Raw genomic sequence first — 20,025 nt, forward strand, 5'->3', positions numbered from 1 at the left:
CGAACCCGAAGGAGGAAATGATGAGAACGGTCGCATTCACGCTCGCCCTGGCCCTGTCGGCCGCCCCGCTCGCCGCGCAGGATGCCGAGGAGGAACGGGTCGATCTTGCCGAGGACGGCGAGACCGGCGATTCCGCGCCGATGGACTGGGACGAGGATTCGCAGGCCATGGCCGAATTCGAGCGCCAGATGAGCGAGAGCTTCGCGATGTTTTCCGACCTGTTCAAGGTCGACCCGCTCACCCCCGAGCAGGAAGCGCGCCTCCCGCTCGCCGGGGAAATGGCGCTCGAGATCATGCCCGAAGGCACTTTCGCCACGGTGATGGAGGATACGATGGGCCCGATGATGGGCGCGATCATGGGGGCGGTCACGGCCGATCCCCGCCTTCGGCTGGCCGAAGTTTCGGGCGTGGATGCCCGTGACCTCGCCGCGCTCGAGGACGAGGCGGCGCAGGAGGCGCTCGACATCTACGACCCGGCTTTCGAGCAGCGCACCGAGCGGATGACCGAGGTGATCGTCGAGATGATGGGCCAGTTGTTCGACGCGATCGAGCCGTCCTATCGCGAGGCCTATGCCCGCGCGCTGGCGACCCGGTTCGATGCCGCGGAGATGCGCGAATTGCTCGCCTTCTTCGAAACGCCCACCGGCGGCAAGTTCGCGCGCGAATCGCTGCTGGTGCAATACGATCCGCAAATGCTGGGCGTGATGGAACAGATGGGACCGGCGATGGTGGAAATCATGCCCTCAATGATCGAAGGCATCGCCGCGCTCGAGGCGGATATCGCCTCCGAGCGGCGCTTTGGCGAGCTGAGCGCGGCCGAGCGGGCCCGCGCTTCACGGCTGATCGGCAAGCCCGAGGCCGAGCTCGACGCGCTCCAGCCGGTCGACGGCGAAACCGGTCCGCAAAAAACGGATGCGGCCGAAATCAGCTGATCCGTTTCGGAATCGGCCATTTCCTACAATCGCATCGCCGGGCGCGGTGCTATCGCCTCGTTGTCGACAATCACGTTCGAGGAGGCAGTGATGCGAAAACTGATCGCCGCAGGCCTGTTCGGCGCGAGCCTTGCCCCGGCCACGCCGGCCACCGCCGCCGCTCCCGCGCCCGGCGCCGAGGCCGAGCGGAGCAAGGCCGGGCGCGCCATGGCGGAAACCGGGCGGGAGAGCGATGCCGCTCGCGACCGCGGGGGCTGACCGCGAGGAGCCGAACGGGCCCCGAGCGCGGAGCCCCTTTTGCATGGTCGCGTCGGCCCTTTCGCCTTTTAGCCGCGCGTCGCCGCGCGATCCGACATGCCGGGACCATCGCCCGGCTCGGCGATGCGCAGGTTGTTCTGGACATGGTTCACGCCCGTCATCGCCTCGACGCAATCCTCCGCCTCGCGCTTTTCGAAGCGGCTTGCGACATGGCCGTCGAGCGTGATCTCCTTGTCCTTCACCGCGACCGTGATCCGGCGTGCATCGATCTGCGGATCCTCGGTCAGCCGTTCGCAGGCATCCTCCATCAATCGCTCGTCGGACCGGGTGTAGTTGGCCGGGCCCTTGCCGCGATGGTCGGGCCACGAGCGGCCGGAATTCTCGTCGGGTCGGCCGCGCTATCCGCGCCCACCATCATCGTCGTAGAACCGGTCGGAGCGGCAATAGCCGCGTTCGTCGAAGCGATCGCTGCCTTCGCCATATTGCCCGCCCCTATAGCCATCGTACCGCTGGTCGCGATAGGGCTCGAACTGGCTTTCCTGGTACGAGCGCGGTTCGCCACCCGGCTGGTCGTCGCGGTCACGGTTGCGGGGACTGTCGTTATATTGGTCTGCCATGATGAGGGGTCCTCCATTCTGCCCTTGCGGGAAGCCCCGCCGAGCGGGCAGCATCCCGGCGCGCATGCCTTCGGAGAATCGGGGGGCGAAGGCATCTGACAAACGCCTCGCAGAACGATCGAGGTCCACGATCCGGCGCGGTGGTCACGCAGCTCGGCGATAGACAAGGGATTGAAACATATGTTGATTTCGGGCCTGCGCGGGAGGCCGTGCCGCCTGCGGGCCTGCCTCCCGGTGCGTCCGCTTGGCGCGGCTGCCGGAGCGCCGCGCCGCCCGGCAAGGGGTCTGCGATGAGCAGTGACACCGCCCCTTCTGTCCCGCCCGAAATAGCCGCCTGGTTCGAAGGCCGCGACTGGCGCATCCGGCGGCACCAGCTCGCGATGCTGGAAAAGGCGCGCGCCCGGCGGGACGCGCTGCTCGTCGCCGATACGGGGGCGGGCAAGACGCTCGCCGGGTTCCTGCCCACGCTGTGCGATTTCGCGCCCTCGTCGCTGGCCGGGGCCGCGCCGCCCGAAGGGCTGCACACGCTCTACGTCTCGCCGCTGAAGGCGCTCGCCCATGATGTGAAGCGCAACCTGCTGATGCCGGTCGAGGAAATGGGCTTGCCGATCCGGGTCGAGACCCGCTCGGGCGATACGTCCTCCGATGCCAAGAAACGCCAGCGCACAAAGCCGCCCCACGTCCTGCTGACCACGCCCGAAAGCCTGTCGCTCCTGCTGTCCTATCCCGAAAGTTTCGAGCTCTTCAGAGGTTTGAAGCGCATCGTCATCGACGAGGTCCATGCCTTCGCGACCGGCAAGCGCGGCGACCTGCTCGCGCTTTCGCTCGCGCGGCTCCACGGCATCGCCCCCGAGGCGCGGCGCGCGGCGCTGTCGGCGACGCTCGCCGATCCGCGCTCGTTCCAGGAATGGCTCGCCCCCCAGCCTGCCGATGGGACGGGCGAAATCTTCGCCGCCGATCTCGTGCTGGGCGAAAAGGGCTCGGAGCCCGATGTCGAGATCCTGCTTCCGATCGAGGAGCGCGTGCCGTGGGGCGGCCATGCCGGACGCTGGGCGGTGGGCCAGCTTTATGAGGCAATCAAGGCGAACCGCACCACGCTGGTCTTCACCAATACGCGCTTCCTCGCTGAATTCATCTTCCAGTGCCTGTGGGAGGCGAACGAGGACCACCTGCCCATCGGCGTCCACCACGGCAGCCTGTCGAAAGAGGCGCGGCGGAAGGTCGAGGACGCCATGGCGGCGGGGAACCTTCGCGCGCTGGTGTGCACGGCGAGCCTCGATCTCGGCGTCGACTGGGGCGATATCGACCTCGTCGTGCAGATGGGTGCGCCCAAGGGTTCCTCGCGCCTGCTGCAGCGCATCGGGCGCGCGGGCCACCGGCTCGACGCGAGGAGCCGCGCCGTGCTGGTGCCCGGCAACCGGTTCGAATTCCTCGAGGCGATGGCGGCCAAGGACGCAGTCGACGAGGGCCGGCGCGATGGCGAGGAATTCCGCCCCGGCGGGTTCGACGTGCTCGCCCAGCACGTCATGGCTTGCGCCTGTGCAGGGCCGTTCCACGAGGACGCATTGTTCGCCGAAATCCGCTCCGCCCTGTCTTATGCGTGGCTGGGCCGCGAGGAATTCGCGCGCGTCCTCTCCTTCGTCGAAAGCGGCGGCTATTCCCTTCGCGCCTACGACAAGTTCAAGCGCATCGTGCGCGGCAAGGACGGAGTGTGGCGGCTTGCCCATCCGAGCCAGGCGCAGCGCCACCGGATGAACGCCGGTATCATCGTCGATAGCGAGATGCTCACTGTCCGGTTCAAGAACGGCCGCAGCCTCGGCAAGGTCGAGGAACGCTTCGCCGCGCAGCTCTCACCGGGCGACACCTTCTTCTTTGCAGGGATGAGCCTTGAGGTGGAAAGCCTCAAGGACATGGACGTGATCGTGCGCGCGGCGACAAAATCGGCGACGATCCCTTCCTATGGCGGGCTGCGCCTGCCGCTCACCACCCATCTGGCCGAGCGGGTGCAGGAAATGCTGACCGACCGCGCGGGCTGGGCGCGCTTTCCCGACGATGTGCGGGAATGGCTCGAGATGCAGGATTATCGCAGCCGCCTGCCCGCGCCGGGCGAATTGCTGGTCGAAAGCTTCCCCCATGGCGGCAAGCATTACAGCGCCTACTACACTTTCGAGGGCTGGAACGCGAACCAGAGCCTCGGGATGCTGATAACCCGGCGGATGGAGGACCGGGGGCTGCTGCCGGGCGGGTTCGTGGCGAACGACTACTGCCTTGCCGTGTGGGGGCTGAAGCCGGTGAGCGACCCCGCGCCGCTGCTCTCGCCCGATATCCTTCGCCACGAATTCGTCGACTGGGTGACCGAAAGCCACCTGCTGCGCCGCGCCTTCCGCGAGGTCGCGGTGATTTCGGGCCTGGTCGAGCGGCAGCATCCGGGCAGGAAGAAGACCGGCAAGCAGGTGACCTTTTCGACCGACCTCATCTACGACGTGCTGCGGAAATACGAGCCCGACCACGTGCTGCTCGAAGCAGCGTGGCAGGACGCGCGGGCGCGGATGACGGATGTCGGCCGGCTGGCGGACCTGCTCGAACGTTCCGAGCGCGAGCTGGTCCATGTCGAGCTGGAACGCGTCAGCCCGCTCGCCGTGCCGGTGATGACGATGATCGGGCGCGAGGCCGTGCCGCAGGGCGCGGTCGACGACGAATTGCTGATCGAGGCCGAGGGACTGGTCGCCGAGGCGATGCGGATCGCGCCCGGAGAGGGGCCGGAGCGCGAGGAGGGGGACTGATCCGGCTCAGTCGGCGTCCGCGCTCTCGTCCTTCCGCATCGAGAAATAGAGGATGCCCTCGGTCGGCACATGGATTATCGTCGCGTTGCGGAAGAAGCCGTAGCCGAGCAGGCCGTCCACACCCTCTTGGGCAAGTTTGCCTTCGCTCGCCTCGGCATCGACGGTGACGCCGCCCACCGAGAGCGAGACGCCCGAAGTAGCCCGCTTTTCATAGACCGCTCCGGTGCCATCGGCGGCCCTTTGCGTGCCGATCTCCGCTCCTGCCGGAACGTAGTCGTCCCAACGCTCCGCGCGGAGGGCGAGCGTGCCGTTGAAGCCGGTGTCGAACAGCAATGTCGCGGGCATGCCGTTGACCGTGGCCTCGATCCTTCTCTCCTCGACCGCCACGCTGTCCGGTACGCCGCCATTGAAGGTCATGGTGCCGAGGGCGAGGATGCCCAAATTGTCCTTCGGATTGACCACCCATGTCATTTGGCCGAGGAGGTTGCGGCCGATGATGACGCCGGCCTGTCGGCCAAGTCTTTCGGAGAGGCCGGAAAGGTCGGTCGCGGGCAGGTCGCCGGTCAGCGTGATCTGCCCGGGGATCGTGAAGGTCGTTTCACAGGCGCGACTCACGTCGAATGTGTTGAGCCCGGTATGACCGCGCGAACGCGGTCCGGTGAGACTGCCGCCGAGCCTCTCGATCAGGCCCGTGTCGACATAGGTGCTGTCCGCGCCCGTGTCGAAGATGCCGCGCACGGCCTGGCCGTTGACCAGCACCTCGGCGTAGATCAGCCCGTCGGAGAGGTCGTATCTCAGGAGATTGGCGCGCTCCGCCGAGTGCAGGATCGTAACCTCGATCGAACGCTCTTCCTGTTCGGCAAGGCCCGGGTCGATCTCTTCGCTCGGGCAGAGTTCGACCGGCCCAGTCCCGCCGTCCTGCGATGGGGGCTGTCCTGGGCCATGGCCGGGCGCGCAAGCGCAGCGGCTCCGATGAGGAAAAGCATTGTCCGCATTGGGAAAAACTATGCCGAGGCAATGAAGGGCAGGTGAAGACCAATCACGCCACACGAAAAAGGGGCGGCGCCCTTTCGGATGCCGCCCCTATCAAAGACTTTCGCTTTGAACGTCTCTTACTGCTGCCCGCCCACGCCGGGGCCGCCGGTGCCGAACTGGCGGTACTTTTCGTTGCCGACGAAGCCGAACTTGGTCACGCCGGTCTGCTTGATGACCTTCAGCACCTGGGCCGAGATCTCGTAGCTCGCCAGCGCCTCGGGCTCGAACTGCAGTTCGGGCTCGGGTGTCATGGTCGTCGTCTGCTGCAGCGTGTTCGCCAGCTGCCCCAGCGAGATCGGCTCGGCGTTCCACAGGATCTGGTCCTGCGCGGTGAGGACCAGCTTGTTCTTGACCGGATCGATATCGGGCGGCGGGCTGTTCGAATTGTCCTGCGGCAGGTCGATATCGACCGAGTGCGTGGCGATCGGGATGGTGATGATGAACATGATCAGCAGAACGAGCAAAACGTCGATCAGCGGCGTCATGTTCATGTCGAGCATCGGTTCGCCGTCGAGTTGGCCTCCGCTCATACCCATGTCAGTTACTCCTTGAAGTGTCCGGAAGGGATCAGGCGATCAGCCCGGATCGACCGGGTTCGAGATGAAGCCGACGATCGGATAACCCGCCGCCTGCACGTTGTAGATCGTCCCCGCCACGCAGCGCCACGGCGCGTTGACATCGCCGCGGATATGCACCTGCGGGATCTGCTCCGGGTCATTCATGATCGCTTCGGCACCGCCGGCTCTGGTCACGATTCGGTCAAGCCGCGTGAAGGCCTGGTCGTAGAGCTGTTCGGAGGTCACGGGGGTGATGTTGTTGAAATAGACCCGGCACTCGCCCGTCCTCGACGCGCCTTCGTAGCCCGGTTCCCCGGCGCTGCGACCGGCCGAATCGGTGGTACTGACGGTGAGCTGGAGGTTTTCGACCTTGTTCTTGGCCTCCTCGCTCTCGATGATCGGGATTTCCAGCTTCTCGATCGTCTGGATCGCCACCGGGACCGCGATGAGGAAGATGATCAGGAGCACCAGCATCACGTCCACCAGCGGCGTGGTGTTGATGTCGGACATCGGGGTTTCCCCGCCTCCCATCGAAATCGCCATTGTGAATTCCTACCCTGAATTGGTTCGTTACCGGGCGCCGGTGGCGGCTTGCCCGCCGTGCCGACCGTCTTGCGCCGACCCGTCGCCCGTCATGTGTCGGCGGCGGGCGGGAAGCGTCGCTCCCCGCCCGCCGCGCGGGAAGGGCCTTACTTCGAGCCGGCCTTCACGCCGCCCGCGGTCGTGGCGGTGGTGCCGGCATTCTTGGCGGCGGGCTTGGCGCCCGACTGCTTCGAGGCTGCCGGAGCGGCCGCCGGCTTCACCGCGCCGTCTGACGAGATGTAGGCGAGGATGTCGGTCGAGAAGCTGTTGAGCAGCTCGGCGATGCGGCGGTTGCGCGACTGCAGCCAGTTGAACGCGAGCACTGCGGGCACGGCGACCAGCAGGCCGATCGCGGTCATGATCAGCGCTTCGCCGACGGGCCCGGCGACCTTGTCGATCGACGCGTTCCCGGCGATGCCGATATTGATGAGCGCGCGGTAGATCCCGATCACGGTGCCGAGCAGGCCGATGAACGGCGCGGTCGCGCCGACCGAGGCGAGGAAGGGCAGGCCGCCGGCAAGGCTCGAATTGATCGAGTCTTCCGAACGCTGGAGCGAGCCGTGCATGTAATCATGCGCCTCGAGGCTGTCGGTCATCTTGGAATGCTTCTCCTGGGCCTCGATCGCGTCGTCGGCGATCTGGCGCCAGGCGCTGTTCTTCTCGAGCTTGGCGGCGCCTTCCTTGAGGCTGCTGGCGCGCCAGAACTGACCCTTCACGGCCTTGTACTGCTTCATGATCTTGTTCTGCTCGAACAGCTTGGTGAACAGGATGTAGAAGGACCCGACCGACATGATGACCATGACGGTGAGGATGGCCCAGGCGACGGGGCCGCCCTGCTCCATCGCTTCCATGAAGCCGAATTCGTTTTTCGGCGCTTCGGTGGCGGCGGCGGCCGCGAGAGTGTAAAGGTTCATTGCGAAAAGTCCTCTTGAAAGAAATGTCCCGAAAGGTCGCTCGGGCCGCTCAGGCCCTCGCTCCCGACACGCAAGTCATTGTAGCTGATAGATGATCCGGGTGCTCCAGCTGCCGGTCGTCGGATCGCCGGCATCGTTGAGGGCGGGTTCGAAGCGGGCATAGCGTTTCATCGACCGGCACGCGGCCTGGTCAAGGATGCTCGACCCGCTCGAAGAGGTCACCGAACAGCCGGAAACGCGCCCATTCGTGCCGACCGTGACCCGGACGCCGACTACGCCTTCCTCGTCCTGGCGCAGGGCGCGCGAAGGATAGTCGTCGATGATGCGCTGCTGCCAGCGACGCGCATTGCGGGGCTGCGGACCACGCGCAAGCGACGGCGGCGGCGGCGGGGCCGGCGGCGCGGCCGGCGCGGGCGGCGGCAGCGTCAGCGCGGGCGGCGCGGGCGGCGGAATCTCGCGCTGAGTGCGGATCGGCGGCGGGGCCGGTGCGATATTGATCGGCGGCGGCGGCGCGACCGGGGGCGGCGGTGCCACCTCTTCCTGAGGGGGCGGCGGCTCATCCGGCTCCTCCGGCGGGGGCGGCGGCTCCTCCTCCTCGACATTGAACGTATCGACGCGCTCGATCGCCTTCTTGACCGACGAAATCGTCAGGCCAAGGATCATCGCGAGCCCGATCAGCCCCACGATGCCGAGCGCGATTGCAAGCGAGACGACCTTTGCAGGCGTCATTCCTTGGTCAGCGTAAGCCATCCAGTCGCTTTCTCTCCATCACTACGGTCGGCGGATTGCCGACACACCTGTTCGCGTCCCGGTAAAGCAGGCCGGGGCGCGAAATCCCAAATACAGGCCCTCCCACGCCGGGAGCGTCTGCCCCGTTCGAGAGCGTCAGACCTGACCCGGCTGGCCCCACATGCTCCGTCAGATACTCCCGCCTGGCCGGTTCCACGTGCGACACGCTCGCTGCGCCGACTTTGGTCCCCAACCCCGGCGCAAGCCTTGCGGGCTTTAACGACTGGCCCCTAGGTGATCAAACGCTTTATCGGTTCAGGGCGGATTCACGGCCCGGGACCTGTTATGTCCCCCGATACCGAGGGGCCGCTTGCAGCGCCGCGAAAGGAATGGACCCGGATGCGCTTTAACCTGAAATTAACAAATGAAAACAAGCAAATGGGCGCGCTTTCGGCGGGCCTCGCAGGGATCGTCCTCGCGCTTGCCGGGCCCGGCGGGGCGGGCCTTGCGCAGGATCGCCCAGTGGCGCCGCAGTCCGCCGGGACGCAGCCGACCTACGCCGATCTCGTCACCCTTGCCGAGGAAAGCGCGATGGTCATCCGCGCCCAGATTCGCGACCAGGTGCCGGTCAAGCCCGAGCGCGCGCCGGGCCTCGAGCCCGGATTCGCGCGGCTTTACGTCGAAGGCGAAACCCGCGCTTTGCTCGGCGGGAGCAGCGGCGTGCGCGAATCGCTCGCCTGGCTGGTCGATGTGCCGCTCGATGCCAAGGGCAAGCCGCCCAAGCTCAAGAAGAGCGAGGTCCTGCTGTTCGCCGATCCCGTGCCGGGTCGACCGGGCACGATCGTGCTGGTGGACGAAGCCGGGCAGCTGGCCTGGAACCCCGGGCTCGGAGAACGGGTGCGCGGCGTCCTGCGCGAACTCGTCGCCCCCGGCAGCCCGCCCGCAATCACCGGCATTGCCGATGCGCTCTCGGTCCGCGGCAATCTCGCGGGGGAATCGGAAACCCAGATCTTCCTGTCGACGGCGGGCGATTCGCCGGTCTCGATCAGCGTTCTGCGCCGTCCCGGCCAGCCGCCGGCATGGGGCGTTTCGTGGGGCGAGATCATCGATTCGTCCGCCCGCCCGCCCGAACCGGGCACGCTGCGCTGGTACCGGCTCGCCTGCGCCCTGCCGCGCGAATTGCCGAGCAGCGCCAATCTCGCGCGCAATCCCGATGCCCGCGCGCTGGCCGAGGCGGATTACGCCCTGGTCGTTGCCGAACTGGGCGCATGCGAGCGGGCGATCACCGAGGCGGATTGAGCACCGGGGCGCTGCGCGGGCGATGCGCGGCTGCTTGACGCTGCGCGGCGCATGACTAAGCGCGGGCGGCGAGACATCCCGCGACCCGAGGAGCCCCGACCCGTGCCCGACAGCCAGACCGCCGCCCCCTTACGCATCGCCATCGCCGGGCTCGGCACGGTCGGCGCGGGCGTGATCCGGCTGCTCGCAACCAATCGCGACCTCATCGCCGCACGCGCCGGGCGGAGAATCGCGGTGACCGCGGTGAGCGCGCGCGACCGGGCCAAGGACCGCGGCGTCGATATCGCCCCCTTTGCGTGGGAGGACGACATGACCGCGCTCGCGGCCCGCGAGGATGTGGACGTGGTGGTCGAACTGGTCGGCGGGGCGGACGGGCCTGCGCTCGCCCTGTCGCGCGCGGCGCTGAAGGGCGGCAAGGGCCTCGTCACGGCGAACAAGGCGATGATCGCGCATCACGGACTTGCCCTCGCCGAAGCGGCCGAAGGCGCGGGCGTCGCGCTGAAATTCGAAGCCGCGGTCGCGGGTGGCATCCCGGTGGTCAAGGGCCTGCGCGAAGGGACCAGCGCCAATGCGCTGACCAAGGTCTACGGCATCCTGAACGGGACCTGCAACTACATCCTTTCCGAGATGGAGGAGACCGGGGCGGACTTTGCCGAGACGCTGATCGAGGCGCAGAAGCTCGGCTATGCCGAGGCCGACCCGACCTTCGACATCGACGGGATCGACGCCGCGCACAAGCTCGCGATCCTGTCCGCCATCGGCTTCGGCGCGCGGGTCGATTTCGAGGCGGTCAGGGTCTCCGGCATCCGCCAGGTGCGCGCCGCCGACATCGCGCAGGCCGATGCGCTGGGCTTCGTCATCCGGCTGATCGGGGAAGCCGATGTCGAGGAGGGGACGAACGGCCCCTGCCTGCTCCAGCGCGTGCGGCCCTGCCTCGTCCACAAGGACCACCCGCTCGCGCCCGTCGACGGGCCGACCAATGCCGTGGTGGCCGAGGGCAATTTCTCCGGCCGCCTGCTGTTCCAGGGCGCGGGCGCGGGCGACGGGCCGACGGCTTCGGCCGTCGTGGCCGATCTCATCGATATCGCCCGCAGCGAGGTGTCCGCCCCGTTCTCGATTCCCGTCGCCCGGCTCGCCGCCCTGCCACCGGCCGAACCGGGCCACCGCACCGAGCGCACCTATATCCGGTTCACCGTCAACGACCGGCCCGGCGTGCTGGCCGAGATCACTGCGGCGATGCGCGATGCCGACGTGTCGATCGAAAGCCTGATCCAGCACGGACGATCGCGCGAGGGCGGCGAAGTGCTGGTCGCCATGGTGACGCATGAAGGGCCGGAGCGCTGCGTGACGCGCGCACTGGAATTGCTCGAAGGCTCCGACAGCCTGACGGGCGAGCCGCTGGTGCTGCCGATCCTGCGAGATTGAGCCTTTTTCTTGCGGCGCTTGCGAACTGCCGAGCCGCCCTCTCCCGTTTTTTGACTGCGCTCCGGCATCCGCGGGAACCTTGGGCCTCGCCGCCCGCTCCCCGCCCTTGCGCCCTTGAGAATATCCTGCCGGGTGGAAGGGCGGGGGAGAGGGCGGCTTCGCACGTGAGCGAGAGCGAACACCGAACAAAAATCCCCAGGCGGGCCCATCGCGCTGCTGCGCTTCGACGCACGAAGCTCCTGCGTTGGCCTTTGGCTGCTTCGTGTCCGCAGGAGATCGCGGCGCTATCTCGGCTTCTTCTCGAACTTGGGCGGCGGCAGGCCGAGAGCCTCGCGGCGCTCGCGGATTTCCTCCTCGCTCAGCTCTTCGTCCTGTCCCAGCGGCGGCAGGCCGCGCGCGATGCGGTCGGCGTCCGAGCCCTCGGGCGCTTCGGGGAGCGCCCCGACATCGATGATCAGCGCGGGCGGGGGAACGCCGCCTATCCCGATACCCTTGCCGTTATCGGCAATGCCGAACATGTCCGGCGCGCGCGGCGCGTCCTTGAACGCGGTTTCCTCGGCATAGCGCCTTTTGGCTTCGTCGCGGCTCGAGAAGCGTTCCTCCCCGCTCGCGGCGCGGCGGCGGCAGACGACGATGTCGCCGCTGATCGTGCCGGCATCGGCCTCGTCCTCGCATTCCTGCATCGCCGCCTCGTTCACCTCTCCGCGTGGTACGGTGATCATGATGTTGATCGGCGAGCGAGGCGATTCGGCTTCCTCCTGCGGCGCGTCCGTTCCGGCATCCGCTTGCGCCTGCGGCGCCGTCACGACGCCGTCATCCTGCGCCGCCAGCGGATCGGGAAGAGCGAGGGGAATGCAGGCGGCCAGCGGAATCGCCCATGCCCGGCTCGCCGCGCTCGACAAGACGCCACTGATGGGCCTAAGCGCCCCGGGCAGGGCCGCAAGGGACCCGCGCGGAGCGGACACGAAACTGCCAGGGAAGAGATTGCGCATGAACACCCCGAATACCACAAGCGACGCGGCTGAAGACGCGGCCGTTACCGATATGCTGGCGGAGAAAACCGCGAATGTCGATTCCGCTATGGGCCGCGTCCTCGTGCTTGAAATGGTGCGCGTTACCGAAGCCGCCGCGGTCGCCGCCGCGCAGCTGGTCGGGCGGGGCGACGAAAAGGCGGCCGATGCCGCCGCGGTCGAGGCGATGCGCCGCGCCTTCGACGATCTCTATATCGACGGGACCGTGGTGATCGGCGAGGGCGAGCGCGACGAGGCGCCGATGCTCTATATCGGGGAAAAGGTCGGCGGCGCGCCCGGCAAGGGGCCCAAGATCGACATCGCCCTCGACCCGCTCGAAGGGACGACCATCACCGCCAAGGCCGGGCCGAACGCGCTCGCCGTGCTGGCGGCGGCGGAAGAGGGCTGCCTCTTGAACGCGCCCGATGTCTACATGGACAAGCTCGCGGTCGGCCCGGGCTATCCCGAGGGCATCATCGACCTTGCCAGGACCCCGACCGAGAACGTGGAAGCGGTGGCCAAGGCGAAAGGCGTCGCTCCGTCCGAGATCATCGTTTGCGTGCTCGACCGGCCGCGCCATGCCGGGCTGATCGCCGAATTGCGCGGTCTTGGCTGCGGCGTCGTGCTGATCGGCGACGGCGATGTCGCGGGCGTGATCGCGGTGACCGACCAGGACACGACGATCGACATGTATATGGGCCAGGGGGGCGCGCCGGAAGGCGTGCTCGCCGCGGCCGCTCTGCGCTGTGTCGGGGGACAGTTCAACGGGCGGCTCGTTTTCCGCAACGAGGACGAGAAGGCCCGTGCGAGGAAGTGGGGCATCACCGAACTCGACCGGATCTACACGCTCGGCGATCTTGCCAAGGGCGATTGCATCTTCGCCGCGACCGGGGTCACCGACGGCTCGCTGCTCGACGGGGTCAAGACCCGCAAGAAGGCGACCGGCGCGACCATCATGTCGACCCAGAGCGTGGTCATGCGCGCATCGTCCGGCACGGTGCGCTGGATCCGGGGCGAACACCGGATCAAGGATCACGACACGGCCCCGCGCGGCTGATGCGATGACGGGCACGCTCCCCGATGCCGTCGCGGCGCTGGGGGAGCGGCTCGGCGCGCGGGCGGCGCCCGCCGGTGCTGCCGGCGGACGGTCAGTCTTCCGGCAGTCGGGCACGTTGCGCTCCCTCGGTGGGGCGCGCTGGATGGGATTTGGCGCGGATCAATGGATGGCGCGCGCTGCGACCGCTTTCCGCTGGCGCGCACGGGTCGGGCCGCTCGGCCTCGTCCATGTCGAGGATGCGCTGGTCGATGGCGAGCCTGCCGGGCGGGTGAGGGCGCTCGGCCTCGTCAGCCTGGCGCGGGCCGAGCCCTCGCGCGCACTGCTGCAGGGCCAGCTGCAACGCTATCTCGCCGAACTGGCGTGGAACCCGGATGCGCTCATCTCCAATCCCGGCCTGCGTTTCGAGGAAAGGGACGAGCGCCTGCTCGTCGTTTCCGCCCGGATCGGCGGGGTGGAGGCGGAGGTCGAGCTGCATCTGGGCGGGGACGGGCTGCCCGCGCGCACTTTCGCCATGCGCCCCGCGCGCGAGGGCAAGGGTTTCGTCCTGCGCCCGTGGCACGGCGAATTCGCCGATTACCGCCCCGTGTCGGGTCGCATGATCCCGCATGCAGGCCGGGTCGCCTGGGAGTGGCAAGGCGAACGTTTCGAGGTCTGGCGTGGCCGGATCGAGGACTGGCGGATCGAAGGCTGATGGGCCGCGTATCGAGACGCGCATGCCGGCGCGGCCGCAAGCGCCGACCCGCGCCGACCGCACCCCGGCGGGGGCGCAGCGCAATCCGGGCCCGCCCTGTCGATAAGCGATTGTTTACCCTTATCATCTATGAAAGTGCCCATCCGACGCATCGGGCCCGCTCCTCGACATCCTTCGAGTGCCTTGGCCGAACGATGCGCGAAAGGGGCGATCATGACGAAAACGCTTAGCCGACTGGCCCTCGGGGCCGCCGCAGCCGGGCTCGCGATCACGCCGATCGCGGCCCAGGCGAACACCCGCGCCGGAGACAGCGCGCGCACCTACACCGCTGCGGCCGAATCGCAGCCGGGCATCGGCCGCACGGCCGAGGGTCAACGGGTCGCGGGGGGCGCGGATGTCTTCGCCCTCATCCTTGTCGGTCTGTGGGCAGCCGGAGTGGCCTTTGCCATCGCCGATGACGGCCCGGACCAGTCACCGGGAACCTGATCGCCCGCCCGCGCTTGCCGGGCTTCCATTGTCAGCGTTGAACCGGCCGGAAACCTCCGGCCCGGGTCCGGTGCGCCACGCGTATCCGGGCCTTTTTCGTGCCCCGAGCTCGCACTGTGATCGCGGGGGACGAAATGCTGCCCGGGCTGGTCGATAGGCACCGACGAAAGCGTGCCGGGGACTGGGCTCCGACCGGGTTGAATCGGCCACAAGCTTATGTAATGAAAAGCAAAAAGTCCAGGCGCGCAGGGATTCAGCGCAGGAAAGTGGAGGGGCGATCATGATGAGATTCGTCGGGGCGGGCCTTGCGCTCGCCTCTCTTGCGGCCGTGCACGGCGGGGCCAGCGCGAACGAGGACAGGGACGCGGCCTATCGGGCCGCGGCCTGCCTGACGCTGCAAGCCTACATCGATGGCGAGTATGACTGGCTCCGCAGCGAAAACCACTGGGTCAAGACGATGAGCGATCGGGTCGGCAGCAGCAATTCCGTGGTTCAGAAGCGCGCATTGCGCGCCGATGCGGTGCGCCGGCACCTCGAATTCCTTAAGTCCGACTACAAAAGGTTGTGTCGGGGCTCTTTGAAACAAAAACAGGCGCAGGCCGTGTGCACGACCGATGACCCCGAGCTGCGCGAACTGACCGAAAGGGCGACGCCGTGCGCCTACCGCGGCCTCTTTTTCGGACGCCGATGACCGATCGTCCGGTGGTGTCGATCCGGTCGACCGTACGCCACATGGCGGCAGGGTCCGATATCCTGCGCGAAATTTCGCAGGCTGATGACAGTTCCAGGCTGACGACAGGGGGCCAGTAATGTTCAGAACCATCATCGCGATCGCGGCTATAGCAGGGCTCGCCGTCGCTCCGGGGAGCGCGCCCGCCCGCGCGGCCGACGATTCGCTCACGCGGGAGCAGGCATTCGCCGGATGCCTCATGCTCCTGCACCTGCGCGACGGTCTTGATGAAAGGATCAATGGCTACAAGGCCCGAATGAAGCGGGACCAAAGGAAGGCCGACACGTATCGTTCGGCAAACCGGGAATACAACAAGGATGTCGAGCGGCATAACGGGTTGGTCCGCAGGTGGAGATTGCTCAACGCGAAGGTGAAGCGGATCTGCCTGAAGGTCGACATCAGCAGGAAGGTGTGTTCGTCGAATGACAGTGTGATCAAGGCTGTCGGCGAAAAGTCCTGCGCCCGCCTGCGATAGGGCGACTGGACGGCCTTTCGCCGGTCGGCCCCTCCCGCCGGCCGCCGAGACCGCCTGACGACAATCCCCGCTCGCGTGTTGCGTTTTGGTGACGCGCCGCTAGGCGTGGCGCGTCACGCGCAACCTCAGGATTCGCAGCCATGAAGATCATGTCGGGCAATTCGAACATGCCGCTCGCCCGGGCCATTGCGGCCTATCTCGAAATCCCGCTGACCGATGCGAGCGTGCGCCGTTTCGCCGACGAGGAAGTCTTCGTCGAAATCCATGAGAATGTCCGGGGCGAGGACGTGTTCATCGTCCAGCCGACGAGCTTTCCGGCGAACGACAACCTGATGGAACTGCTGATCTGCATCGATGCCCTGCGCCGCGCCTCGGCCAAGCGGATCACCGCGGTCGTGCCCTATTTCGGCTATGCCCGGCAGGACCGCAAACCCGGCCCGCGCACGCCGATCTCGGCCAAGCTGGTCGCCAATCTCATCACCGAGGCGGGGGCCGACCGGGTGCTCGCGGTGGACCTGCATGCCGGCCAGATCCAGGGCTTTTTCGATATCCCGACCGACAACCTTTACGCGGCGCCCGTCATGGCCGCCGATATCCAGGCGCGTTACGGCGAACAGGACCTGATGGTGGTCTCCCCCGACGTCGGCGGCGTGGTCCGCGCCCGCGCATTGGCAAAGCGGCTCGACAACGCGCCGCTCGCGATCGTCGACAAGCGCCGCGACCGGCCGGGCGAAAGCGAGGTCATGAACATCATCGGCGAGGTCAAGGACCGGCACTGCGTGCTGATCGACGACATCATCGATTCGGGCGGCACGCTGTGCAACGCGGCCGAGGCGCTGCTGGAAAACGGGGCAAAGTCGGTCGCGGCCTATATCACCCACGGCGTGCTGTCGGGCGGCGCGGTGGCGCGGATCGACGGGTCCAAGCTCAAGGAACTGGTGATCGCCGATTCGATCCGCCCGACCGAGGCGACCGAACAGTCCGAAAGGATCCGCATCCTCACCATCGCCCCGCTTGTGGGCGAGGCGATCCGCCGCATCGCGGACGAGAGCAGCGTGTCGAGCCTGTTCGATTGAGATTGGCGCGAGTCCCGGCGGAGGCCGGGACATCATGCAGTTTCGCTCCGACGTGCGCGCTCCTTGCTGTCGCGGGAGATTGCGGAGAGTTTTCTCCGATGACCGGGCCTCGCGACTTCGCGGGATCGCGATATAATCCGACGCGCCATGCCACTCGACCCGCATGAAATCCGCGACCTGCTCATCGGCGCCGCCCGCGCCCGCACGCCGCTCACCTACAGCCAGGCGCTGTTCGCGCTCGGCCACTCCTTCACCCGCCCGCTGATGCGCCAGCTCTGCGCGGCGATGGACCGGATCGACGAGGAGGGCAGGCTGGCAGGCGAACCCGGCCTCGCGGTGCTGGTCGTACGCCAGTCGGACGGGCTGCCCGGGCAGGGCTGGTGGGTGTCACGCTCGCACCTTGCGGACGCAATGCCGGGTGAATGGCCGCTCGACTGGGAGGGGCCGGAGGCGAAGGCCTATGTCGCGCTGCACCAGCGGCTCGCCTTCGAGCACTGGGGAGGCGATCAGCGCGGATCGAAGTGATCGGACCCCTCGCCGTGGCAGGCTTCTTCGCTGTCGCCGTGCGCCCGGCCCTCTTCCTCCTCCTCTTCCTCGACCGGCTTTTCGTGCCACGGCCGCCGCGCGCCGGGCGCGATCCGCTGCAGTTCCTCCAGCCGCCGCGCCGCCCGCGTCTCGAGATTGAGCGTCAACAGCGGGCGGGCCCGCGAACGGAAAGCCTGCGGGGTCGAGCCGAAGAAATGCTGGAATTCGCGGATCAGGTGCGACTGGTCGAAATAGCGCAGCAGGAAATCCTGCTCCTCGCGATTGTCGGACAGGCCGAGCATCTGGCAGGCGAGATCCATCGCCCGCGCGCGGCGCAGCACGGTGCGCGGTGTCAGCCCGAAATCGCGCCGCACGATCCGTTCGACCTGGCGCAGGCTGATATCGTGCTCCTCGGCGAAATCGCCCGGGCTGATATTGGGATCGACAAAGCTCGCCGCCTCGAAAGCGGTGCTGATCGCGCTTGGCTGTTTGGGGTTTGTTCTGGCGATGAAAGCCCTTATGCGCTCTTCCGCGATGAGCGCGAGGTCCTCGATCGGGGCGTCGGCCGGATAGCGCGAATCCGCCCCCTCCCCGGCCAGCGCGAACGGGTCCTCGCGCTCCAGCCGGTTGACGAGCGGCGCCGCCGGCCGGGCGAGCAGGCAATGCAGCGCGCCCGGGCGCAGGCCGATATTGACGGTCGCAAAGGCGCCCTTGCACCACAGCTCCATCCGCCGCGCCTGCGGCCCGGCCAGCAGCGGCTCCGCCCCCAGCCGCATCTCCCCGGCCGGGGTTTCGGCGATCCAATCGCCCGCCAGCACGACGCGGGCATAGGCGAGATCGTTGAAAACCGAACAGGTGACTTCGAAATCGCGCGGGGCATGGACGCGGGTGACGGTGATGCGACCGACCCACGGATCGAGATCGGCCGCAGGCGCGCGGTTCAGCGACAGCGGCATGCCGTCCGCCGTCGCGCCCGAACGCGGCTCAACACCCTCCATATTGCGACCCGGACCTGCCATACTCCCCCGATGCCATACGTCTGGCGAAACAAAGCATAAGGACAACTACCAAGTGTTCACAAGTGAAAGGGAAAATTGACTTGTTTCGTCCCGGCGACGCGCTTTCCCGACTTGTTTCTTCGCCCCGGGACATCTCGCGAAAACCGCGCCCATCGGGGGATTACCAAAGCCGCGCAATCGGCTAGGACGCGGGCCGTTTCCCGAAGAGCTCCAGCGAAAGCCCGCCTGCATGACCGACAAAGACCACGCCCTTGCCCTGGCGCTAGCCGATGCCGCGGGCGCCGCGATCCGTCCGCTGTTCCGCGGCGAGTGGGCCGAGGAGCGCAAGGCCGACCGTTCTTTCGTCACCGAGGCCGACCGCGCCGCCGAAGCCGCGATGCGCGCCCTGATAGAGGAGCATTGCCCCGACGACGGTATCATCGGCGAGGAATATGGCACGCATAACGAAGGCGCGGGCCGGCAATGGGTGCTCGACCCCATCGACGGCACGACCAGCTTCATCGCGGGCCGTGCGATCTTCGGCACGCTCATCGCGCTGCTGCAGGACGGCTGGCCCGTGCTCGGCGTGATCGACCAGCCGATTGCGGGCGAGCGCTGGGTCGGGGTGATCGGGGAGGAGACCACCTTCAACGGCAAGCCCGTGCGCACCCGCCCCTGCCGCGATTTTTCCGACGCGGTTCTCGCCACCACCACCCCGCACCAGTTTTCCGGCACCGATGTCGATGCCTTCATGGGCGTCGCCAAGGCCGTTGCCGAGCGCAAGATCATCTATGGCGGGGACTGCTACAATTACGCGCTGGTGGCGAGCGGCCATGTCGACTGCGTGATCGAGGCGAACCTGAAACTGCACGATTTCGCCGCGCTCGTCCCCGTCGTCGAAGGCGCAGGGGGCACGATGAGCGACTGGATGGGGAACCCGCTCGACCGGGATTCGGACGGGCGCGTGATCGCGCTGGGCGATCCGGCGCGGCTTGATGACGTGCTGGAAGCGATGGGCTAGACCCGTCCGAACCCGGGGCACCTTGCCTCCTCTGCTCCGTTAGGCCCCTTATGCAAAAGACAATCGCGATCACCGGGGCGGGGCAGGGCATTGGCCGGGCCTGCGTCCGTCACTTTCTGGACAAGGGCTGGCGTGTCGCCGCGCTCGATATCGATGCCGAGGCGCTGGCCGAACTGGTCGGCGCGGCCGGGCCGGAGCGGCTGATGACCCTGCCCTGCGATGTCGGATCGGAGCGCGAGGTGGCGATAGCCTTCGAGGCGGTGGCCTCGTGGACGAGCAAGGCCCCGCTCCGCGCCCTCGTCAACAACGCGGCCATCGCCAATCCCTTTTGCGGGCCGCTGGAGGATCTCGACCTCGCCGACTGGCAGGCGTGGATCGACGCGAGCCTCACCGCCGCCTTCCTGTGTTCGCGCGCGGCGCTGCCGCTGCTGCGCGAGGCGTATCGGGAGGCGGGCGAGGCGGCGGGCATCGTCAATATCTCCTCCACGCGAGCCGTGATGAGCGAACCCGAAAGCTTCGCCTATGCTGCCTCGAAGGGCGGAATCGACGCGCTGACCCACGCAATGGCGGTCTCGCTCGGGCCGCAGGTGCGCGTGAACGCCATCCGCCCCGGCTGGATCGAAACCCGCGACTGGCAGAAGGAGGCCGAGCGGCAGGTGGTCGAGCACCGCAAGAAGGACCGGGCGCAGCACCCCGCAGGCCGCGTCGGCAGGCCGCAGGATATTGCCGAGGCGGTCGAGTACCTGATCGGCGCTGGGTTCGTTACGGGCCAGCATCTCACGGTCGATGGCGGGATGACGGCCAGGATGATTTACGAGGAATAGC

The 20,025-nt window shown here is 67.5% G+C and carries 24 protein-coding genes; 15 read left to right on the forward strand and 9 right to left on the reverse strand.

Annotated elements, in window-relative coordinates:
• Positions 1–20: 20 nt before the first annotated feature.
• Together RIB52_RS03305 and RIB52_RS03310 are read left to right on the forward strand one after the other, a co-directional pair.
• Complete coding sequence (locus RIB52_RS03305) at positions 21–932, forward strand: DUF2059 domain-containing protein (RefSeq protein ID WP_350172874.1); 912 nt, start codon at positions 21–23, stop codon at positions 930–932.
• 90 nt (positions 933–1,022) lie between these two features.
• Positions 1,023–1,190, forward strand: a complete 168-nt coding sequence (locus RIB52_RS03310) for a hypothetical protein (protein WP_350172876.1) — start codon at positions 1,023–1,025, stop codon at positions 1,188–1,190.
• A 68-nt stretch (positions 1,191–1,258) separates the two neighbouring features.
• Here the strand turns inward: RIB52_RS03310 and RIB52_RS03315 are convergent, their stop codons facing one another.
• Both RIB52_RS03315 and RIB52_RS03320 read right to left on the reverse strand, forming a co-directional pair.
• Positions 1,259–1,501, reverse strand: a complete 243-nt coding sequence (locus tag RIB52_RS03315) for a BON domain-containing protein (protein ID WP_350172877.1) — start codon at positions 1,499–1,501, stop codon at positions 1,259–1,261.
• Between the two features lie 87 nt (positions 1,502–1,588).
• Positions 1,589–1,807 (reverse strand): hypothetical protein, encoded by a 219-nt coding sequence (locus tag RIB52_RS03320; RefSeq protein WP_350172879.1) that lies wholly within the window; start codon positions 1,805–1,807, stop codon positions 1,589–1,591.
• Positions 1,808–2,097: 290 nt separating this feature from the next.
• Here RIB52_RS03320 and RIB52_RS03325 point away from each other — a divergent pair, with 290 nt between their 5' ends.
• Complete coding sequence (locus tag RIB52_RS03325; protein ID WP_350172881.1) at positions 2,098–4,590, forward strand: ligase-associated DNA damage response DEXH box helicase; 2,493 nt, start codon at positions 2,098–2,100, stop codon at positions 4,588–4,590.
• 6 nt (positions 4,591–4,596) lie between these two features.
• On the opposite strand, the gene RIB52_RS03330 is transcribed toward RIB52_RS03325, so the two are convergent.
• The 5 genes from RIB52_RS03330 to RIB52_RS03350 form a co-directional block, all read right to left on the reverse strand.
• Positions 4,597–5,640 (reverse strand): aspartyl protease family protein, encoded by a 1,044-nt coding sequence (locus tag RIB52_RS03330; protein WP_350172883.1) that lies wholly within the window; start codon positions 5,638–5,640, stop codon positions 4,597–4,599.
• Between the two features lie 62 nt (positions 5,641–5,702).
• Positions 5,703–6,161 carry an ExbD/TolR family protein gene (locus RIB52_RS03335; RefSeq protein WP_350172885.1) on the reverse strand — a complete coding sequence of 153 codons (459 nt, stop codon included), beginning with the start codon at positions 6,159–6,161 and terminating at the stop codon, positions 5,703–5,705.
• Positions 6,162–6,200: 39 nt separating this feature from the next.
• A complete protein-coding gene (locus RIB52_RS03340) occupies positions 6,201–6,725 on the reverse strand; it encodes an ExbD/TolR family protein (RefSeq protein WP_350172887.1) in 525 nt (174 codons plus the stop codon).
• A gap of 146 nt (positions 6,726–6,871) precedes the next feature.
• Positions 6,872–7,678 (reverse strand): MotA/TolQ/ExbB proton channel family protein, encoded by an 807-nt coding sequence (locus tag RIB52_RS03345; protein ID WP_350172889.1) that lies wholly within the window; start codon positions 7,676–7,678, stop codon positions 6,872–6,874.
• Positions 7,679–7,753: 75 nt separating this feature from the next.
• Complete coding sequence (locus RIB52_RS03350) at positions 7,754–8,362, reverse strand: TonB family protein (RefSeq protein ID WP_350172891.1); 609 nt, start codon at positions 8,360–8,362, stop codon at positions 7,754–7,756.
• A 483-nt stretch (positions 8,363–8,845) separates the two neighbouring features.
• Between RIB52_RS03350 and RIB52_RS03355 the strand changes: the two genes are divergently transcribed.
• Both RIB52_RS03355 and RIB52_RS03360 read left to right on the forward strand, forming a co-directional pair.
• Positions 8,846–9,706 carry a hypothetical protein gene (locus RIB52_RS03355; protein WP_350172893.1) on the forward strand — a complete coding sequence of 287 codons (861 nt, stop codon included), beginning with the start codon at positions 8,846–8,848 and terminating at the stop codon, positions 9,704–9,706.
• A gap of 102 nt (positions 9,707–9,808) precedes the next feature.
• Positions 9,809–11,131: a homoserine dehydrogenase gene (locus RIB52_RS03360; protein ID WP_350172895.1), complete on the forward strand. Its 1,323-nt coding sequence runs from the start codon at positions 9,809–9,811 to the stop codon at positions 11,129–11,131.
• A gap of 284 nt (positions 11,132–11,415) precedes the next feature.
• On the opposite strand, the gene RIB52_RS03365 is transcribed toward RIB52_RS03360, so the two are convergent.
• Positions 11,416–12,123, reverse strand: a complete 708-nt coding sequence (locus RIB52_RS03365; RefSeq protein WP_350172897.1) for a hypothetical protein — start codon at positions 12,121–12,123, stop codon at positions 11,416–11,418.
• A gap of 52 nt (positions 12,124–12,175) precedes the next feature.
• On the opposite strand from RIB52_RS03365, the gene glpX reads away from it, so the two are divergent.
• From glpX to RIB52_RS03405, 8 genes are all read left to right on the forward strand, one after another.
• A complete protein-coding gene (gene glpX, locus RIB52_RS03370) occupies positions 12,176–13,198 on the forward strand; it encodes a class II fructose-bisphosphatase (protein ID WP_350173155.1) in 1,023 nt (340 codons plus the stop codon).
• Between the two features lie 4 nt (positions 13,199–13,202).
• Complete coding sequence (locus tag RIB52_RS03375) at positions 13,203–13,889, forward strand: DUF6920 family protein (RefSeq protein ID WP_350172899.1); 687 nt, start codon at positions 13,203–13,205, stop codon at positions 13,887–13,889.
• A 213-nt stretch (positions 13,890–14,102) separates the two neighbouring features.
• Positions 14,103–14,375: a hypothetical protein gene (locus RIB52_RS03380; protein ID WP_350172901.1), complete on the forward strand. Its 273-nt coding sequence runs from the start codon at positions 14,103–14,105 to the stop codon at positions 14,373–14,375.
• 280 nt (positions 14,376–14,655) lie between these two features.
• Positions 14,656–15,066 carry a hypothetical protein gene (locus tag RIB52_RS03385; RefSeq protein ID WP_350172902.1) on the forward strand — a complete coding sequence of 137 codons (411 nt, stop codon included), beginning with the start codon at positions 14,656–14,658 and terminating at the stop codon, positions 15,064–15,066.
• A complete protein-coding gene (locus RIB52_RS03390) occupies positions 15,063–15,185 on the forward strand; it encodes a hypothetical protein (protein WP_350172904.1) in 123 nt (40 codons plus the stop codon). The genes RIB52_RS03385 and RIB52_RS03390 overlap by 4 nt, the downstream gene beginning before the upstream one ends.
• A complete protein-coding gene (locus RIB52_RS03395) occupies positions 15,185–15,580 on the forward strand; it encodes a hypothetical protein (RefSeq protein WP_350172906.1) in 396 nt (131 codons plus the stop codon). The genes RIB52_RS03390 and RIB52_RS03395 overlap by 1 nt, the downstream gene beginning before the upstream one ends.
• A 140-nt stretch (positions 15,581–15,720) precedes the next feature.
• Positions 15,721–16,656, forward strand: coding sequence for a ribose-phosphate pyrophosphokinase (locus tag RIB52_RS03400; protein ID WP_350172908.1), 936 nt, complete (start codon positions 15,721–15,723; stop codon positions 16,654–16,656).
• Positions 16,657–16,803: 147 nt separating this feature from the next.
• Positions 16,804–17,181 (forward strand): ribose-phosphate pyrophosphokinase, encoded by a 378-nt coding sequence (locus RIB52_RS03405; RefSeq protein ID WP_350172910.1) that lies wholly within the window; start codon positions 16,804–16,806, stop codon positions 17,179–17,181.
• Here RIB52_RS03405 and RIB52_RS03410 read toward each other — a convergent pair.
• Positions 17,163–18,200, reverse strand: a complete 1,038-nt coding sequence (locus RIB52_RS03410) for a helix-turn-helix domain-containing protein (RefSeq protein ID WP_350172912.1) — start codon at positions 18,198–18,200, stop codon at positions 17,163–17,165. The two genes, RIB52_RS03405 and RIB52_RS03410, sit on opposite strands and share 19 nt — an antisense overlap.
• A 229-nt stretch (positions 18,201–18,429) precedes the next feature.
• Between RIB52_RS03410 and hisN the strand changes: the two genes are divergently transcribed.
• Entirely contained in the window at positions 18,430–19,200 is a 771-nt protein-coding gene (gene hisN, locus RIB52_RS03415; protein ID WP_350172914.1) for a histidinol-phosphatase, read from the forward strand.
• Positions 19,201–19,250: 50 nt separating this feature from the next.
• On the forward strand, positions 19,251–20,024 hold the full coding sequence (locus RIB52_RS03420; protein ID WP_350172916.1) for an SDR family NAD(P)-dependent oxidoreductase: 774 nt from the start codon (positions 19,251–19,253) through the stop codon (positions 20,022–20,024).
• The last annotated feature ends 1 nt before the right edge of the window (position 20,025 follow it).

This window comes from Erythrobacter sp. (genome assembly GCF_040217515.1).
GTDB lineage: Bacteria > Pseudomonadota > Alphaproteobacteria > Sphingomonadales > Sphingomonadaceae > Erythrobacter.

Bases quoted from the DNA above. Each gene is read 5' to 3' on its own strand.
- RIB52_RS03410 (WP_350172912.1), bottom strand. From the start codon at position 18,200: ATGGCAGGTCCGGGTCGCAATATGGAGGGTGTTGAGCCGCGTTCGGGC.
- RIB52_RS03320 (WP_350172879.1), bottom strand. From the start codon at position 1,807: ATGGCAGACCAATATAACGACAGTCCCCGCAACCGTGACCGCGACGAC.
- RIB52_RS03335 (WP_350172885.1), bottom strand. From the start codon at position 6,161: ATGGGTATGAGCGGAGGCCAACTCGACGGCGAACCGATGCTCGACATG.
- RIB52_RS03340 (WP_350172887.1), bottom strand. From the start codon at position 6,725: ATGGCGATTTCGATGGGAGGCGGGGAAACCCCGATGTCCGACATCAAC.
- glpX (WP_350173155.1), top strand. From the start codon at position 12,176: ATGCTGGCGGAGAAAACCGCGAATGTCGATTCCGCTATGGGCCGCGTC.
- RIB52_RS03395 (WP_350172906.1), top strand. From the start codon at position 15,185: ATGTTCAGAACCATCATCGCGATCGCGGCTATAGCAGGGCTCGCCGTC.
- RIB52_RS03305 (WP_350172874.1), top strand. From the start codon at position 21: ATGAGAACGGTCGCATTCACGCTCGCCCTGGCCCTGTCGGCCGCCCCG.
- RIB52_RS03385 (WP_350172902.1), top strand. From the start codon at position 14,656: ATGATGAGATTCGTCGGGGCGGGCCTTGCGCTCGCCTCTCTTGCGGCC.
- RIB52_RS03345 (WP_350172889.1), bottom strand. From the start codon at position 7,678: ATGAACCTTTACACTCTCGCGGCCGCCGCCGCCACCGAAGCGCCGAAA.
- RIB52_RS03380 (WP_350172901.1), top strand. From the start codon at position 14,103: ATGACGAAAACGCTTAGCCGACTGGCCCTCGGGGCCGCCGCAGCCGGG.
- RIB52_RS03310 (WP_350172876.1), top strand. From the start codon at position 1,023: ATGCGAAAACTGATCGCCGCAGGCCTGTTCGGCGCGAGCCTTGCCCCG.
- RIB52_RS03400 (WP_350172908.1), top strand. From the start codon at position 15,721: ATGAAGATCATGTCGGGCAATTCGAACATGCCGCTCGCCCGGGCCATT.
- RIB52_RS03420 (WP_350172916.1), top strand. From the start codon at position 19,251: ATGCAAAAGACAATCGCGATCACCGGGGCGGGGCAGGGCATTGGCCGG.
- RIB52_RS03405 (WP_350172910.1), top strand. From the start codon at position 16,804: ATGCCACTCGACCCGCATGAAATCCGCGACCTGCTCATCGGCGCCGCC.
- hisN (WP_350172914.1), top strand. From the start codon at position 18,430: ATGACCGACAAAGACCACGCCCTTGCCCTGGCGCTAGCCGATGCCGCG.
- RIB52_RS03365 (WP_350172897.1), bottom strand. From the start codon at position 12,123: ATGCGCAATCTCTTCCCTGGCAGTTTCGTGTCCGCTCCGCGCGGGTCC.
- RIB52_RS03375 (WP_350172899.1), top strand. From the start codon at position 13,203: ATGACGGGCACGCTCCCCGATGCCGTCGCGGCGCTGGGGGAGCGGCTC.
- RIB52_RS03355 (WP_350172893.1), top strand. From the start codon at position 8,846: ATGGGCGCGCTTTCGGCGGGCCTCGCAGGGATCGTCCTCGCGCTTGCC.
- RIB52_RS03390 (WP_350172904.1), top strand. From the start codon at position 15,063: ATGACCGATCGTCCGGTGGTGTCGATCCGGTCGACCGTACGCCACATG.
- RIB52_RS03325 (WP_350172881.1), top strand. From the start codon at position 2,098: ATGAGCAGTGACACCGCCCCTTCTGTCCCGCCCGAAATAGCCGCCTGG.